This window comes from Pseudomonas ovata (genome assembly GCF_003131185.1).
Taxonomy (GTDB): domain Bacteria; phylum Pseudomonadota; class Gammaproteobacteria; order Pseudomonadales; family Pseudomonadaceae; genus Aquipseudomonas; species Aquipseudomonas ovata.
On record NZ_QFFU01000014.1, the window covers coordinates 98072 to 114455 of the forward strand.

Here is a 16384-nt window from a genome sequence, read left to right on the forward strand (position 1 = left end):
GGGCAACACGCTGATCGACTTGCCGCTTGAAGCTTGCCGCTTGTCGCTGCCTTACTGCGATTTGCGTACGCGCAGGTACCATTCGGAGAGTAGACGCACCTGTTTGTCGGTGTAGCCCCGTTCGACCATCCTGGTGACGAAGTCGTTGTGCTTCTGCTGGTCTTCCTTGCTGGCCTTGGCATTGAAACTGATGACCGGCAACAGGTCCTCGGTGTTGGAGAACATTTTCTTCTCGATCACCACCCGCAGTTTCTCGTAGCTCAGCCAGGTCGGGTTCTTGCCGTTGTTGTTGGCCCGGGCGCGCAGCACGAAGTTGACGATTTCGTTGCGGAAGTCCTTCGGATTGCTGATGCCGGCCGGTTTCTCGATTTTCTCGAGCTCTTCGTTCAGGGCCACCCGGTTGAGGATCTCGCCGGTTTCCGGGTCGCGGTATTCCTGATCCTGAATCCAGAAATCGGCGTACAGCACGTAGCGGTCGAAAATGTTCTGCCCGTATTCGCTGTAGGACTCCAGGTACGCGGTCTGGATCTCCTTGCCGATGAACTCGATATAGCGCGGTGCCAGGTACTCCTTGATGAAGCGCAGGTAGCGCTCGCGGGTCTCGGCCGGGAATTGTTCCTGCTCGATCTGCTGTTCCAGCACATACAGCAGGTGCACCGGGTTGGCGGCGATTTCGTGCGGGTCGAAGTTGAAGACCTTGGAGAGGATCTTGAACGCAAAGCGGGTCGACAGACCGGTCATGCCCTCGTCGACACCGGCGCTGTCGCGGTATTCCTGGATCGACTTGGCCTTGGGATCGGTGTCCTTGAGGTTTTCGCCGTCGTACACGCGCATCTTGGAGTAGATATTGGAGTTGTCCGGCTCCTTGAGACGCGACAGCGTGGTGAACTGCGCCAGCATCTTCAGGGTGTCGGGCGCGCAGTGGGCCTTGGACAGCGAGCTGTTGATCAGCAGTTTTTCATAGATCTTGATCTCATCGCTGACACGCAGGCAGTACGGCACCTTGACGATGTAGATCCGGTCGATGAAGGCCTCGTTGTTCTTGTTGTTGCGGAAGGTGTGCCACTCCGATTCGTTGGAGTGCGCCAGCAGGATGCCGGTGAACGGAATGGCGCCCAGGCCCTCGGTGCTGTTGTAGTTGCCTTCCTGGGTGGCGGTGAGCAAGGGGTGCAGGACCTTGATCGGCGCCTTGAACATCTCGACGAATTCCATCAGGCCCTGGTTGGCCCGGCACAGTGCGCCCGAGTAGCTGTAGGCGTCCGCGTCGTTCTGCGGGAATTCTTCGAGCTTGCGGATATCGACCTTACCCACCAGTGCCGAAATGTCCTGGTTGTTCTCGTCGCCGGGTTCGGTCTTGGCCACCGCGATCTGGTTGAGGATCGAAGGGTAGAGCTTGACCACCTTGAACTGGCTGATGTCACCGCCGAACTCGGCCAGGCGCTTGGTGGCCCAGGGCGACATGATGGTGCTGAGGTAGCGTCGCGAGATGCCGAAGTCTTCTTCGAGGATGTCGCCATCCTCGGCGGCGTTGAACAGGCCCAGTGGCGACTCGAAGACCGGCGAGCCCTTGATGGCGTAGAACGGGACTTTCTGGATCAGTTGCTTGAGTTTTTCAGCCAGGGAGGATTTACCGCCCCCTACCGGGCCAAGCAGATAGAGGATCTGTTTCTTTTCTTCCAGGCCCTGGGCGGCATGGCGGAAATACGAAACGATCTGCTCGATGCACTCTTCCATGCCATGGAAATCCGCAAAGGCCGGGTAGCGGCGGATGACCTTGTTGGAAAAGATTCGCGACAACCGCGGGTTGACGGACGTGTCCACCAACTCGGGTTCTCCTATGGCCAGCAACAGGCGTTCTGCTGCCGAGGCATAGGCGCTTCGGTCACGTTTGCAGAGCTCAAGGTACTCCTGTAGTGAGAGCTCTTCCTGGCGTGTGGTTTCGAAGCGTTGTTGGAAGTGGCTAAAAATACTCATGACGTCACCTCGCTCGATACGTTGAGCCGGCGGCGGATCGTCAGTCGATGCTGGCAGCAGCTGAGTATCCAGATGCCGTTACCCCCCAAACACCATGAAAGTAACTACCGATGACCCACGCGCCGGTGTACCGGCTCTCCCCTGATTACGGATGGCCTGTGGGTAAGAATAGATGGCTTTCGGGAAGATAAAGAAGGGATGTGAAAATAGTCTGCGCAACCGTTCATCGGATTCAGGCTCAAACCCGCGCCGTACGCGGCTTGAGCCTGGATGAAATTTTTTTGTACTCAGCCTTGCGTGGTGTCATCGGGGTAAGTGGCGCGCCACAGCTCGAAACCGCCGTCGAGGCTGTACACGTCCGAGAAACCCTGGCCCACCAGATAGGCTGCTGCGCTCTGGCTGGAGTTGCCGTGGTAGCAGACCACGACCAGGGGTTTGTCAAGGTCGGCCTGGGCGATGAAGTCGGCGATGGAGTGGTTGTCCAGATGCCGCGAGCCGCTGATGTGCCGGGTTGCAAAGGTCTCCGGGTCGCGGATGTCGACCAGCACGGCACCCTGTTCGCGCAGGGCATGGGCCTGGTCGGGGGCGATGCGTTTGAAGTCGGTCATGCTGAAAACTCCTGGGCTGAATATGGATCAGGCGGGTTGAGCGCCGGTCGGGCGCCGGTCAGCGGCCCGGCCATCGGGGGTGCAATTGCAGTGGTGGCGTTGCAGGGTATCGACATTGAGCAGCGTCATGCTGCCACCCCAGACACAACCGCTGTCCAGGGCGAAGACGCCGGGCTCGTCGCAGCGGCCTTCAAGGGCGGCCCAGTGACCGAAGATGATCTTCAGGTCGCGGGTCTTGCGCTGCGGGTGGCTGAACCAGGGCGCATAGCCGGGCATGGCGGTCTCGATGCCTTCCTTGCCCTTGAGGTCCAGCCGGCCATCGCTGGTGCAGAAGCGCATGCGGGTGAAATAGTTGGTGATGACCCGCAGGCGAGTGGTGCCTTGCAGGTCGTTATCCCACCGCGCAGGTTCGTTGCCGTACATGTTGTCCAGGAAGCGCTCGTACAGCTTGTCGTCCTGCAGCGCCTGCTCGACTTCGCCGGCCAGCTTCAGGGCCTTTTTCAGCGACCACTGGGGCGGGATGCCGGCATGGGTCATGGCGATATTGCGCTCGGCGTCGTAGTGCATCAGTTTCTGCCGGCGCAGCCAGTCGAGCAATACCGGGCAGTCGGGTGCCTCGATGATCTCGCGCAAGGTGTCGGACTTCTTCAGACGCTCGACGTGTCGGGAGGCGGCCAGCAGGTGCAGGTCGTGATTGCCCAGCACGCAGGTCAGCGAGTCGCGGATACCGTACAGAAAGCGCAGGGTCTCCAGCGATTGCGGACCCCGGTTGATCAGGTCGCCGACCAGCCACAGGCGATCAGTGCCTGGGGTGAAGCGGACCTCGTCCAGCAGGCATTTGAGCGGTTCCAGGCAACCCTGCAGGTCGCCGACGGCGTACACCGCCATCAGTGCAGGGCGCCCGGCACGGCCAGGCGGAAGGGCGCGATGATGGCGTCGAAGCGTTTGCCGTCCTCGGCCAGCATCTGATAGCTGCCCTGCATGTTGCCGACCCTGGTGGGCATGACCGTGCCGCTGCTGTAGGTGTGGCTCTGGCCGGCAGCAATCAGCGGTTGCTGGCCGACCACGCCGTCGCCGCGCACTTCTTCGACCTGGCCGTTGCCGTCGGTGATGACCCAGTGACGCGACAGCAGCCGCGCAGGCAGCTCGCCATTGTTGCTCACGGTGATGGTGTAGGCGAAGGCGAAGCGGTCGTGCTCGGGGCTCGATTGTTCGGCGAGATAGCGCGTAACGACGCTGACATCAACCTTATAACGGGGATCGGACATGCGGAAGGCCTTGAAATCGAAAGCGGAAAGGACGCAAGCACCGGCTCAGTCTAGGCCATCCAGGAACAATCATTGCGCATGAAGTTTCCTGGAGGGCCTGGCCGGTCATTGGACGGGGGGCTTTTCGCTGAGCTGGTCCGCCAGCCGGACAAACGCAGCAAGGTCAAGCTGTTCAGGGCGCAGGCTGCCGTCCACGCCAGCAGCCTCGATCTCGTCGCTGGTCAGCAGCAGCTTGAGGGTGTTGCGCAGGGTCTTGCGCCGCTGGTTGAACGCTTCGCGCACCACGCGCTCGAGCAGGCGATGATCCTTGGCCGGGTGCGGCAGGGTTTCGTGTGGCACCAGGCGCACGATGGCCGAGTCGACCTTGGGCGGCGGGTTGAACGCGCCGGGACCTACGTTGAACAGGTGTTCCACGCGGCAGTGGTACTGGACCATGATCGACAGGCGACCCCAGTCACCACCACCGGGGCCGGCCGCCAGGCGTTCGACCACTTCCTTTTGCAGCATGAAGTGCATGTCGCGGATCAGGCCGGCATTGCTCAGCAGGTGGAAGATCAGCGGCGTCGAGATGTTGTAGGGCAGGTTGCCGACCACGCGCAGGCTGTTGGGGGCGGCATTCAGGCTGGTGAAGTCGAACTTGAGGGCATCGCCCTGGTGCAGGTTGAAGTTCGGCTTGCCGGCGAACTGGCTGTTGAGGATCGGGATCAGGTCCTTGTCCAGTTCAACCACGTCCAGCTGTGCGCCACTGCCCAGCAAGCCTTCGGTCAGGGCGCCCTGGCCCGGGCCGATTTCCAGCAGGCGGTCTTCGGGGCGGGCGCGGATGGCGCGCAGGATGCGGTCGATGACGCCGGCGTCGTGCAGGAAGTTCTGGCCGAAACGCTTGCGCGCCCGGTGTTGGTATTGCTCGGTCATTAGGGGGTCTCGGCCATCTGGTAGGCGGTTTGCAGGGCGACCTGCAGGCTGCCGGTATCGACCTTGCCGGTACCGGCCAGGTCCAGTGCGGTGCCGTGGTCGACCGAGGTGCGGACGATCGGCAGGCCCAGGGTCACATTGACCGCCGCGCCAAAACCCTTGTACTTGAGTACCGGCAGGCCCTGGTCGTGATACATCGCCAGCACCGCGTCGCAGTGCTCCAGGTATTTGGGGGTAAACAGAGTGTCGGCGGGCAACGGGCCGCGCAGGTCCAGGCCTTCGCCGCGCAGACGCTCCAGGGTGGGTTCGATGATGTCGATTTCTTCGCGGCCCAGGTGCCCGCTTTCGCCGGCGTGGGGGTTCAGCCCGCAGACCAGGATGCGCGGATGCCGGATGCCGAACTTGCCGACCAGATCGGCGTGCAGGATGCGGGTGACACGCTCCAGGCGCTCGGCGGTGATGGCGTCGGCCACCTCGCGCAGCGGCAGGTGCGTGGTCACCAGCGCCACGCGCAGGTCACCGGTGGCCAGCATCATGACCACCTGTTCGGTGTGGGTCAGTTCGGCCAGAAATTCGGTGTGCCCGGAAAAGGCGATGCCGCCTTCGTTGATCACGCCCTTGTGCACCGGGGCGGTGATCATGCCGGCGAACTGCCCGTCCAGGCAGCCTTTGCCTGCACGGGTCAGGGTCTGCAGCACAAAGGCCGCATTGGCCTTGTCCAGTGTGCCGGCCACCACGGGCGCCTGCAACGGCGTGTCCCAGACATACAGGCTGCCGGCCGGTGCCGGCACCTCCGGAAAGGCATCCGGGCCGACCGGCAGCAGGTCGACGGCCACGCCCAGTTGCACGGCCCGCTCAAGGAGCAGGTCGTGGCTGGTAATGGCGATCAGGGGGTGTGGCTGGGGCTGCGCGGCGAGCAGCAGGCACAGGTCAGGACCTATGCCGGCCGGCTCGCCGGGCGTCAGTGCGAAACGCCTGGGCTTCACTGGGGGGCCTGGGCGGCGCCAGGAAGCTTGATTTCGACGTAGGCTTCGTCACGGATCTGACGCAGCCAGGTTTGCAGCTCTTCATCGTACTTGCGGTTGCGCAGTACGGTCAGGGCTTGCTGGTCACGCGCCTGGGTGGTGGTGTCGGTGGCCCGACGACCCAGCACTTCCAGGATATGCCAGCCGTAGTTGGTCTTGAACGGCTTGGACAATACGCCTTGTGGCGTCTCGTTCATGGCTTCGCGGAATTCCGGCACCAGCGAGTTGGGGTCGACCCAGTTCAGGTCGCCGCCATTGAGTGCCGAGCCCGGGTCTTCCGAGAAGCTCTTTGCCAGGTCGGCGAAGTTGTCGCCGTTCTGGATGCGCTCGTACAGCTTGGTCGCCAGACGCTGGGTCTCGGCTTCGCTGCGGATCTCGCTCGGCTTGATCAGGATGTGGCGTACATGCACTTCGTCGCGCATCTGTGCCTGGCCCTGGCCACCGCGTTTTTCCAGCAGCTTGAGGATGATGAAACCGCCGGGCGTGCGCGCTGGAGGGGTGACATCGCCTACCGGCATGGAACTGAGCAGGTCGCCGAACGGCGGTGGCAGCTGAGCTGCTTTGCGCCAGCCCATGTCACCGCCGTCCAGGGCGCTTTCGCTGGCCGAACGCGCGACGGCGATCTGGGCGAAGTCAGCGCCTTTTTTCAGCTGGTTGTAGATGTCCTGGGCCTGGCTGGCCGCTTTCTGGATCTCGCTGGACGATGCGCTGTCCGAGGTCGGGATCAGGATATTGGCCAGGTGGAACTCTTCGGACAACTGCGCCTTGCCCATGTCCGAGGCCAGGAAGTTCTTCACTTCCTGTTCGGTGACCTGGATGCGCTCGGCCACGCGACGCTGGCGCACACGGCTGATGATCATCTCGCGACGCACCTGCTCGCGGGCATCGTCATACGACAGGCCGTCATGGGCCAGCGCAGCACGGAACTGGGCCAGGCTCATGCCGTTGCGCTGGGCAATGGTTTCCAGCGCCTGGTTGAGTTCTTCGTCACCGATACGAATGCCGGAACGATCGCCCATCTGCAGTTGCAGGTTTTCCAGGATCAGGCGATCCAGGACCTGGCTCTGCAGCGCTTCGGCAGGCGGAGTGCCGCCGCCGCGCTTGGCGATGGTCTGCTGGACTTCGCGCACGCGCTGGTCCATCTGGCTTTTCATAATGACATCGTTATCGACGATGGCCACTACGCTGTCCAGCGGCTGGACGGCCGCGTGGACCGCACCGCTCAGGAGAAGCGCGCCCAGCATCAGCGGGCGCAGGCCGTTACAAAGCTTTGTCTTCACGTTCACGATAACCTTGAATGCCGTTGTCGAGGAAACTCTCTACCTTGGCGCCAGTCACGCCACCGAGGCCCTTCAACACAATTTGTAGGAATACGCCGCGGTCGCCTTTTTCGTTCTGAGGCGCTTCCTGGCTGTATTCGTCGTAGTCGACCCAGTAGCGGCTGACCAGGCGCAGTTTCCAGCAGCAGCTGTCGTACTCGAAACCACCGAAGGCTTCCAGGGTGCGGGCGCGGTTGTAGTCATACTGCCAGCGGCTGATCAGGCTCCACTGCGGCACGATCGGCCAGATGACCGAGAAGTCGTGCTGCTGGATCTTGTAGTAGTCCTTCACGTAGCCAGGCTGGCCAGGGGTGCCGTAGTCACCGCCGCCCACGCTCCACTTGCCGGAGGTCTGGTCATAGCGCACCACGTCGTTACGGTAGCGGTAGCCGACGTTGATGATCTTGCCCGGGTTGTCCTCAGGCTGGTAATGGAACATCGCGCTGCCGGAGCGGGTGCTGTGGCTGTCCGGGTCCCAGTTGAAATCGGAGTTCAGGCGCCAGTCGCGGTTGAAGCGGAACTCGTATTCCATGCCGATGGGCGAGACATTGGCCCGCGCATCGTCGCGGTCAGCGAAGACCACGCCGGGCAGTTGCACCTTGCGATCTTCGAAGTACAGGGCCTGGCCGATGCTGAAGCGCTGACGCTCGAAGCCGTTTTCCTCGATCCAGCGGTTGGTCACGCCCAGCGACAGCTTGTTCTCGTCGCCGATACGGTCGGAGCCGACGAAGCGGTTGTCGCGAAACAGCGAGGCGTAGTTGAAGGTGGTTTCCGAGCTGTCGAACACCGGGATGTCGTTCTGGTCTTTCTCTGGAACATAGAGATAGAACAGGCGCGGTTCCAGGGTCTGGCGGTAATCCTTGCCGAACCACTGGGTATCACGGTCGAAGTACAGGCCGCTGTCGACGCTGAAGATCGGGACGCTGCGGTTCTGGCTGCTCTTGTAATCCTCGCCGGCGAGCAAGGTGCTCTGGCCCCGGCCATCCAGATCCAGGTCGTACTGCGTATAGACGTACTTGAGCTTCGGCGTCAGGAAGCCGTAGGTCGAATTCATCGGCAGGCTGATCGACGGCGCCAGGTTCAGGCGGTCGCCGTTGGCACGTGCCAGGCCCTGGACGTTGTTGTCCAGGCGCGGGCTGACATTGCCGTCTTCATCGACAAAGCTGCCATTGCGCAGGTCACGGTCGAAACGCACCAGCTCGGTCTGATAGTCGAACTTCAGGCCGCCCGGGTTGTACGGCAGGGTGCCGTCCAGGGTCAGTTGCGGCAGGCGGTTGTACGGCGTGATGTTGGCCACGGTCGCCAGCTTGTAGGCTTGGGCATTGAGCCGGGCGGTGTAGCTGTCGCCACGCCAGGTCACGGAGCCCTGCTGGTTGATGAAGTCGGTCTTGGAGATGCCGATCTGGTCGGTCTGCAGGTCCTGGAAGTAGTACGGGTCGCTGATGTCGGTGTAGTCCACCTGGGTCATCAGGCGCGAGTCCAGGCCGCCCTTGTGCTGCCAGTTGAGCATCCAGCGCGTCTTGTCGTAATCGCTCTGCAGCTTGCGATCATCGTTCTCGTCGTTGAGGTACGCGCCGCCGAACTGGCCTTCGCTGCTCTTGGTGAGGTAGCGGAATTCGCCTTCCATCAACAGGCCGCGCTTGGTCATGTAGCGCGGGTAGAGCGTGGCGTCGTAGTTGGGCGCCAGGTTGAAGTAGTACGGGGTGACCAGCATGAAGCCGGTGTCGCTGCCGCTGGCGATGGTCGGCGGCAGGAAGCCCGACTGGCGACGGTCGTCGATCGGGAAGTAGATATACGGCGTGTAGAGTACCGGTATGTCCTTGACCCGCAGGGTGACGTTGGTCGCGGTGCCGAAACCGGTGGCCGGGTTCAGCGTGATGTTGTTGCCCTTGAGCGACCAGGCGTTGTTGCCCGGCTCGCAGGAGGTGTAGGTACCGTCCTTGAGGCGGATGATCGCGTTTTCGGCGCGCTTGGCGTACAGCGCGTTGCCGCGGATGTTCGACTTGTGCAGCACGTACTCGGCGTTGTCGACCTGGGCCTCGCCGGTGTCGAGTTGCACCTCGGCGCGGTCGCCGACGATCAGGGCGCCCTTGTCGCGCAGGCGCACGTCACCGTTGAGCTCGCCACGGTTCTCGGCCTGGTGCAGGGAAGCCTCCTGGGCCTGGACCTGCATGCTGCCCTGGCGGATGACCACGTCACCGGCCAGGGTCGCAATCTGTTCTTCCTGCTGATAGCGCGAGGCCTTGGCACCGATGAACATCGGCGACTCGTCCATGGGCGTGGTGTCGTCCATGCCGGGGCGCAGTGGCTCGACATAGGCACCGGAGCAGTAAGGCGCGGTTTCGGCCAACTGGGCGGCACTGAGCTGTTCACGCGGCACCCAGTCGAGGTGACTGTAGTCGGCGCTGCGCGACTTGAGGCCCTTGCCCTTGGCTTCGGTGACCAACACGGGACGTTGCCCGGACTCGGTCGACGAGGCGCCGCCTGCGTCCTGCGAGCCTTCGGTTCCGGCCGTGCCGCTGTGCACCGGACGAGGCGGCAACTGCGCTTCGCTGGATTTCGGCGCGCAGTTCCAGGCTCCCGAAGCAGACACTGAACAGTCATACTGTTCGGCGGCAACCGCGAACGGAATGGCCAGGGGTTGCATCGCCAGCAGACTGCCGGTTACCAGCAACGGAAATTTTTTACGAAACGCGGGGGATTTCAATGCCATCTTATTAGTCCGGGCTTCCTGCGCGCCATCTGCCCGCGGGGGGCCGCACGCCTTTCGATGGGCTGAAAAAGATCCCGGATCATAAAGCATGACCCGCTTGACGGCTAGGGCCGTCGGAGACCCTTGTAATGCAAGACCACGATATACGCTTGAAAAAACTCCAGGTTTGGCTCGATGAGCAATTGCCAGCGCTGTTTGCGCGCCAGAACTGGGGCGCCGTGCCCGCGGCCACATTGACCGCCGCCAGCAGCGACGCCAGTTTTCGGCGTTACTTTCGCTGGGAAGGCGCCGGGCGCACGCTGATCGTCATGGATGCCCCGCCGCCGCAGGAAAACTGCCGGCCTTTCGTTGACATTGCACACCTGTTGGCCACCCGTGGCATCAATGTACCGGTGATCCACGCCCAGGACCTGGAGCAGGGCTTTCTGCTGCTCAACGACCTGGGTCGGCAGACGTACCTGGACGTGATCCATGCCGAGAACGCCGACGCGCTGTTCAGCGACGCCATCGATGCCTTGATCGCCTATCAGCAATTGCCGATGGAGGCGCCCTTGCCCAGCTACGACGTGGCGTTGCTGCGCCGCGAGCTGGAGCTGTTTCCCGAGTGGTACGTGCAGCGTCATCTGGGCCTGGCGTTGAGCCCGGAACAGCAAGCGCTCTGGCAGCAAGCCAGCAGCCTGTTGATCGACAGCGCCCTGGCCCAGCCCAAGGTCTTGGTGCACCGTGACTTCATGCCCCGCAACCTGATGCTCAGCGAGCCGAACCCGGGCGTGCTGGATTTTCAGGATGCGGTGTATGGGCCGGTCACCTACGACATCACGTGCCTGTTCAAGGATGCCTTCCTGAGCTGGCCCGAGGCGCGGGTGGCGCAATGGCAGAAGCAGTACTGGGATCAGGCGCGGGACGCCGGTATCGCCGTGCAGGCCGACTTCGCCGAATTCCAGCGTGCCAGCGACCTGATGGGCGTGCAGCGCCACCTGAAGGTCATCGGTATCTTCGCGCGCATCTGTCACCGCGACGGCAAGCCGCGTTACCTGGGCGACGTACCGCGCTTCTTCTCTTATATAGAAACCGTGCTGGCCCGGCGTCCGGAGCTGGCCGTGCTGGGGCAGCTGTTGAGCAGCCTAGAGCAGGCTGTCGAGGTGCCGGCCTGAGGGCCGCACCGTTTACCTGATTTCATGAGGCTTGAATGAAAGCGATGATTCTCGCCGCCGGCAAAGGCGAGCGTATGCGTCCGTTGACGCTGACTACACCCAAGCCGCTGGTGCGCGTTGCCGGTGTACCGTTGATCGAGTATCACCTCAAGGCCTTGCAGGCGGCAGGTTTCGAGGAGGTTGTGATCAACCATGCCTGGCTGGGGCAACAGATCGAAGACCATCTGGGCGATGGCCGGCGCTTTGGCCTGAGTATCCGTTATTCGCCCGAGGGCGAGCCGCTGGAAACCGGTGGCGGGATCTTTCGTGCCTTGCCGCTGCTGGGCGATCAGCCGTTCGTGGTGATCAGCGCCGATGTCTGGACCGACTACGACTTCGCCCGGCTGCGCAGGCCGCTGGCGGCTCAGGCGCACCTGGTGATGATCGATAACCCGGCGCATCACCCCACAGGCGACTTTGCGCTGGTGAGCGGTCAGGTGCGTGATGATGATGACGCGGCCGCGCCGCGCCTGACCTACAGCGGCCTCTCGATTCTGGACCCCGGACTGTTTGCAGGCTGCGAGCCCGGAGCCTTCAAGCTGGCCACCCTGTTGCGCCAGGCCATGCGCCAGGGGCAGGTGAGCGGCGAGCACTTCGCGGGTCGCTGGGTGGACGTGGGGACCCATGAGCGGCTGGCCGAGGTCGAGCGCTTGCTGGCGGAGCCCCACTGATGTTGTGGCCGGGCACCTTGATCGGGGCGGGCGTCGGCTATGCGGTGGCCAGTATTCCAGGCGCGTTGCTCGGCACACTGTTGGGGCAGGTGGTGGACCGGCGCCTGCAACTGCGCAACTGGCAGCAGCTGCGCGAGCGGCTGGGCGGCCGGGCGGCCATTGGCGACGATGAACTGCCGTTCGTCTTGCTCGGCCGGCTGGCCAAGAGCAACGGGCGCGTGCTGCCGGTGCATATTCATCAGGCGCGGGTGCACATGAAGGTGCTGGGGCTGGACGAGCCTGCGCGTGCGCGGGCGGTGGCCGCCTTCAATCGGGGGCGTGACGGGCGTGAAGGCTTGCGCGGTTACCTGCGTTATTGGCGCGCTGACTCCGTGGCCGGGGAGGCGCTGCTGCAGGCCTGTTGGCGCATGGCCTGGGCCGACGGCAAGGTGACGCCCATCGAGCGCGAGCTGATCGGCACCTGGGGGCAGTGGCTGGGCTGGTCGCCGGCCAGGATCGATGCGCTGGGCGCCGAGCATGACCCGCTCAAGCCCCAGGCTCCTGCGATTGCCGATGGTTACCGCGGCGCCCTGTCGTTGCTGGGCGTGCAGGCCGACGCCGAGCCCCAGGCAATCAAGCGCGCTTACCGGCGCTTGCTCAGCCGTCATCACCCGGACAAGCTGACCGGCGCCGGGGCCAGCGCCGCAAGCGTGCGCGAAGCCACCGAAAAGACGCGTGAGCTGCACAGCGCCTATGCACTGATCAAGGCCCGGCGCGGGTTCCGGTAGGCGCAGGCCCGGCCGGCCCGAATCTGCAGCGGGGCCTTCGCGGCTGTTCCTGGAGGGTGTTATTCGGCCTGCACCCAGCCGCGGATGCGGCGGAAGATCTGTTCCTGTTCGGCTTCGGCATTGCCGGCGATGTCGACCAGGCCGATCTGGGTATAGCCCGGGCCCTTGGTGCGCTTGCTGGTTTGCAGGCGTTGCTCGGCATTGCCGCCCTGGCGGTTCTTGTAGATGAAGTCGGCGGTCTTGACCTTGAGGTTCGGGATCAGCTCCAGCAGTGAAGGCACGGCATCCTGCGGCTCGCGTGCGGCCACCAGCACCAGCTTCTGGACTTTGGCATCGGCGCGCTCGTTGGCAAAACGGGTGGCCCAGTACGCGCCACTGTTGTGGCCGAGCAACACGATGCTGCGCGCCTTGTTCTGCAGGGCAAAGGCAATCGCGCTGTCGATGCGGGCAAAGATCTGCTCGGCTTCGGCCTGCGCCAGTGCCCGATTGGCGGCTGCCTGGTTGGCCAATGCGTCGGGGGGCGGGCTGGCGGCGTCCGGGCTGGCTTCGCTGGTGGCGTCCTTGGCGGGCGCAGCCGCGTCGGGCGCGGGCTCGGTTTCGCGTGCCAGCAACGCCGGGTCCTGGGTGTCGGGCAGTGGCAGGCTCAGGGTGGCCCAGCCGATATCGGGAAATTTGCGCCGCAACGGGCCCACGACTTGCGGCCAGTCGGCCGATTCGCCGGCACCGGCGACGATGATCACCGCGCCTTGCGGATCGTCGCTGTTGGCGGGTTGCCACAAGGCCAGAAACGGCGTGTCGCCAGCTTGCAACTGCTGCAGGTCCTGGGCGGGCAGGCGCCGTTCCAGGGCCTGGGCTTCTTCCTGCTCGCGTGACAGCAGCGGCGGACGCTCGACCGGCGTGTCCGCTGCAGGCGTTGCGGGTGCCGTATCGGCAGCCACCGCTGGCAGGGTCTGGGTCAGGCTCAATGACAGCAGTAATGCAGGAAACATTGCGCGAAGGGTCAAGGACATCGGATATTCCAGATCAGAATCCGTGCTGGCGATTTGATCAGTGCCGGCAAGGGTGGCGAATGAGCAGTGCAACAGATGAGAAGCATGCCTTGATGATAGCGGTTGTACGTGGACTTTTTATCGGCAGCCTGGCGGCGCTCTTGATGCTTTTCGCCGTCGGGGCCCGGGCCGAACAGGCGCAGTCCTCGGTGCAGATGAGCCTTGGCCAGGAGCAACGGCGCTGGCTCGACCAGCATGGGCCTTTGCGCGTCGGTGTGGTACTGCGTGCGCCTTATGCGCAGTTCGATCAGCGCCTGCAGCAGTTGTCGGGGGCCAACATCGACCTGATGAATGCGGTGGCGTCGGCGTTGAAGGCCGATTTGTCATGGCGCACCTACACCGACCAGGCGGCGCTGGAAAAGGCGCTGGTCGCCGGCGAGCTGGACCTGGCGCCCGGCCTGATGCAGACCCCGGCCGGGCTGCGCCTGTGGCTGTTTTCCGACCCTTATCTACGGGTGTCGCAACTGCTGGTGGGCGAGCGCGACGGTGGTGGCACGGTCGACCTGGAAACCCTCGACTCATTGTCGCGGGTGGTGGTGCGCATGCCCGGTGCCACGGCCGATTACCTGCGCACCAATTTTCCGCACCTGAACCTGCAAGGCGTGCCGCTGGAGCGCCAGGCGTTGCAACTGCTGCTCAGCCAGCAGGCGCGTTATGCCGTTGTCGATGAAGCACAGCTGAGCCGGTTGTTTCGCGAGCCGGAGTTCGCCGGGCTGGCCATTGTCGGCGACATCGGCCTGCCGCAGTTGCTGCGCATTGCCTCGCGTCGTGATGCGCCAGAGCTGGCGGCCATGCTCGGCGACGCCTTGCTGGCGATCCCGGCCAAGGAGCTGGACCAGTTGCATGCGCGCTGGATGCCGCTGACCTCGTCACGTTTCAGCGAGTCGACGGCGTTGTGGAAGAACCTGTGCCTGTTGTTGCTGGTGATGCTCTTGGCTTGCCTGGCGATTGTCATCTGGCAGCGGCGCATGCAGCAGACCCTGGAGCAGCAGTTGCTGGATGCGCGTGAAGACATTGCCCGGCGCCTGGCGGGCGAGGAGGCGTTGCGCCTGGCGCAGTTTTCCATCGACCAGAGCACGGTTGGCATTCTGTGGGTCAACTGGGACAGCCGGGTGCGCTATGCCAACCGGGCCGCTGAAGCCATGCTCGGTTATCCGCAAGGCGCGGTGGTCGACCGGCCGCTGATTGACTTCGAACCCGGCCTGCACATGGACCGCTGGCTGAACCTGTGGCGCAACGCGCGTTCCAGCGAGGATGGCCCCCAGGTGTTCGAGACCAATTGCCTGCGCGCCGACGGCAGCAGGCTGCCCACCGATGTGTCGCTGAGTTTTCTGCGTTTTCGTGACGCCGAATACCTGGTGGTGTTTCTCAGCGATGTCAGCGAGCGGCGTCGGGCCCATGAGCAGTTGCGCGAACTGTCGGCGCACCTGGAAAGCGTGCGCGAGGAAGAAAAGGCCCGTATTGCCCGCGAGGTGCATGACGAGCTGGGCCAGATGCTGACCGTGCTCAAGCTGGAGACGTCGATGTGCGAGCTGGCCTATGCCGACCTCGATCCGGGGTTGAGTGACCGGCTCAACAGCATGAAACGCCTGATTGCGCAGTTGTTCCAGCTGGTGCGCGATGTGGCCACGGCCCTGCGCCCGCCGATTCTGGACGCCGGCATTGCGTCGGCCATCGAATGGCAGGCCCGGCGGTTCGAGGAGCGCACGCAGATTCCTTGCCTGGTGCTGGTGCCCGACAACCTGCCGGCGCTCAGCGATGCCCGGGCGATCGGCCTGTTCCGTATCCTGCAAGAGGCGCTGACCAACGTCATGCGCCACGCGGCGGCGCATTCGGTTCAGATCAGCCTGACCCTGGCCGATAACCTGGTGTGCCTGAGCATTGCCGATGATGGCCAGGGTTTCGATCCGCTGGCCGCGCGCCCCACTTCGTTCGGGCTGGTGGGCATGCGCGAGCGGGTGCTGATGCTCGGTGGCCGGCTGGAGCTGGACAGCGAACCGGGCGAGGGCACGGCCCTGCATATTTATATTCCGTTGGATCCGGTAGGAGTGAGCGCGTGATTCGTGTCCTGGTAGCTGAAGATCACACCATTGTGCGCGAGGGCATCAAGCAGCTCATCGGCCTGGCCAAGGACCTGCAAGTGGTGGGCGAGGCGTGCAATGGCGAGCAGTTGCTCGAGACCTTGCGCCATGTGCCCTGCGAGGTGGTGCTGCTGGACATCTCGATGCCCGGCGTCAACGGCCTGGAGGCCATCCCGCGTATCCGCGCCCTGAGCAACCCGCCGGCCATTCTGGTGCTGTCGATGCACGACGAGGCGCAGATGGCGGCGCGGGCGCTGAAGGTCGGTGCGGCCGGCTATGCCACCAAGGACAGCGACCCTGCGCTGCTGCTGACCGCGATTCGCCGCGTGGCCGCCGGTGGGCGCTATATCGATCCAGACCTGGCCGACCGCATGGTGTTCGAAGTGGGGCTCACGGATAACCGGCCGTTGCATTCACTGTTGTCGGAGCGCGAGTTTTCGGTGTTCGAACGCCTGGCCCAGGGCGCCAACGTCAACGACATCGCCCAGCAACTGGGCTTGAGCAGCAAGACCATCAGCACCCACAAGGCGCGCCTGATGCAGAAGCTGAACATTCATTCGCTGGCGGACCTGGTGAAATATGCCATGGAGCACAAGCTGCTCTGAACGGGCGACATGCCTGATTGCGACATGTCTGATCTCTGGGGTAGGAGCGCGCTTGCCCGCGACCGGCTGCGTTAGCAGTCGTAAATTTTCAGCGTTTAATCAATTTTGCGAGCGCTGACGCACTCGGTCGCGGGCAAGCGCGCTCCTACAGGCGGTGCCGGAGGGGGCGGGGGGTGTCCAATTGCGTCATCGGTGTAGG

General features: G+C 63.7%; 14 protein-coding genes. 5 read left to right on the forward strand and 9 right to left on the reverse strand.

The features are described 5' to 3' along the window. Nucleotides 1–51 precede the first annotated feature (51 nt). The 8 genes from DGA31_RS18570 to DGA31_RS18605 form a co-directional block, all read right to left on the reverse strand. Entirely contained in the window at nt 52–1974 is a 1923-nt protein-coding gene (locus DGA31_RS18570; protein WP_056841456.1) for a PrkA family serine protein kinase, read from the reverse strand. Between the two features lie 287 nt (nt 1975–2261). Next, nucleotides 2262–2582 carry a thiosulfate sulfurtransferase GlpE gene (glpE, locus tag DGA31_RS18575; protein WP_109513548.1) on the reverse strand — a complete coding sequence of 107 codons (321 nt, stop codon included), beginning with the start codon at nt 2580–2582 and terminating at the stop codon, nt 2262–2264. Between the two features lie 27 nt (nt 2583–2609). Then, complete coding sequence (locus tag DGA31_RS18580; RefSeq protein ID WP_109513549.1) at nt 2610–3470, reverse strand: symmetrical bis(5'-nucleosyl)-tetraphosphatase; 861 nt, start codon at nt 3468–3470, stop codon at nt 2610–2612. Next, nucleotides 3470–3850, reverse strand: a complete 381-nt coding sequence (gene apaG / locus DGA31_RS18585; protein WP_109513550.1) for a Co2+/Mg2+ efflux protein ApaG — start codon at nt 3848–3850, stop codon at nt 3470–3472. The genes DGA31_RS18580 and apaG overlap by 1 nt, the downstream gene beginning before the upstream one ends. 105 nt (nt 3851–3955) lie before the next feature. Then, entirely contained in the window at nt 3956–4762 is an 807-nt protein-coding gene (gene rsmA, locus DGA31_RS18590; RefSeq protein ID WP_109513551.1) for a 16S rRNA (adenine(1518)-N(6)/adenine(1519)-N(6))-dimethyltransferase RsmA, read from the reverse strand. Continuing rightward, entirely contained in the window at nt 4762–5748 is a 987-nt protein-coding gene (gene pdxA, locus DGA31_RS18595; protein ID WP_056841461.1) for a 4-hydroxythreonine-4-phosphate dehydrogenase PdxA, read from the reverse strand. The genes rsmA and pdxA overlap by 1 nt, the downstream gene beginning before the upstream one ends. Continuing rightward, nucleotides 5745–7067, reverse strand: a complete 1323-nt coding sequence (locus DGA31_RS18600) for a peptidylprolyl isomerase (protein ID WP_056841462.1) — start codon at nt 7065–7067, stop codon at nt 5745–5747. Before DGA31_RS18600 ends, pdxA begins: the two co-directional genes overlap by 4 nt. Next, a complete protein-coding gene (locus tag DGA31_RS18605) occupies nt 7048–9819 on the reverse strand; it encodes an LPS-assembly protein LptD (RefSeq protein WP_056841463.1) in 2772 nt (923 codons plus the stop codon). Before DGA31_RS18605 ends, DGA31_RS18600 begins: the two co-directional genes overlap by 20 nt. A gap of 128 nt (nt 9820–9947) precedes the next feature. On the opposite strand from DGA31_RS18605, the gene DGA31_RS18610 reads away from it, so the two are divergent. From DGA31_RS18610 to DGA31_RS18620, 3 genes are read left to right on the forward strand one after another with little or no spacing between them, the layout of a single operon-like run. Then, on the forward strand, nt 9948–10973 hold the full coding sequence (locus tag DGA31_RS18610; RefSeq protein ID WP_056841464.1) for an aminoglycoside phosphotransferase family protein: 1026 nt from the start codon (nt 9948–9950) through the stop codon (nt 10971–10973). Between the two features lie 35 nt (nt 10974–11008). Continuing rightward, entirely contained in the window at nt 11009–11683 is a 675-nt protein-coding gene (murU, locus tag DGA31_RS18615) for an N-acetylmuramate alpha-1-phosphate uridylyltransferase MurU (RefSeq protein WP_109513553.1), read from the forward strand. Next, nucleotides 11683–12450 carry a DnaJ domain-containing protein gene (locus tag DGA31_RS18620; protein WP_056841466.1) on the forward strand — a complete coding sequence of 256 codons (768 nt, stop codon included), beginning with the start codon at nt 11683–11685 and terminating at the stop codon, nt 12448–12450. The genes murU and DGA31_RS18620 overlap by 1 nt, the downstream gene beginning before the upstream one ends. A 59-nt stretch (nt 12451–12509) precedes the next feature. On the opposite strand, the gene DGA31_RS18625 is transcribed toward DGA31_RS18620, so the two are convergent. Next, nucleotides 12510–13460: an alpha/beta hydrolase family protein gene (locus DGA31_RS18625; protein WP_109513554.1), complete on the reverse strand. Its 951-nt coding sequence runs from the start codon at nt 13458–13460 to the stop codon at nt 12510–12512. A 92-nt stretch (nt 13461–13552) separates the two neighbouring features. Between DGA31_RS18625 and DGA31_RS18630 the strand changes: the two genes are divergently transcribed. Continuing rightward, a complete protein-coding gene (locus DGA31_RS18630) occupies nt 13553–15559 on the forward strand; it encodes a sensor histidine kinase (RefSeq protein WP_161959206.1) in 2007 nt (668 codons plus the stop codon). Next, the gene (locus tag DGA31_RS18635; protein ID WP_056841469.1) at nt 15556–16185 is read left to right on the forward strand and encodes a response regulator; all 630 of its coding nucleotides are present in this window, start codon (nt 15556–15558) and stop codon (nt 16183–16185) included. The genes DGA31_RS18630 and DGA31_RS18635 overlap by 4 nt, the downstream gene beginning before the upstream one ends. The last annotated feature ends 199 nt before the right edge of the window (nt 16186–16384 follow it).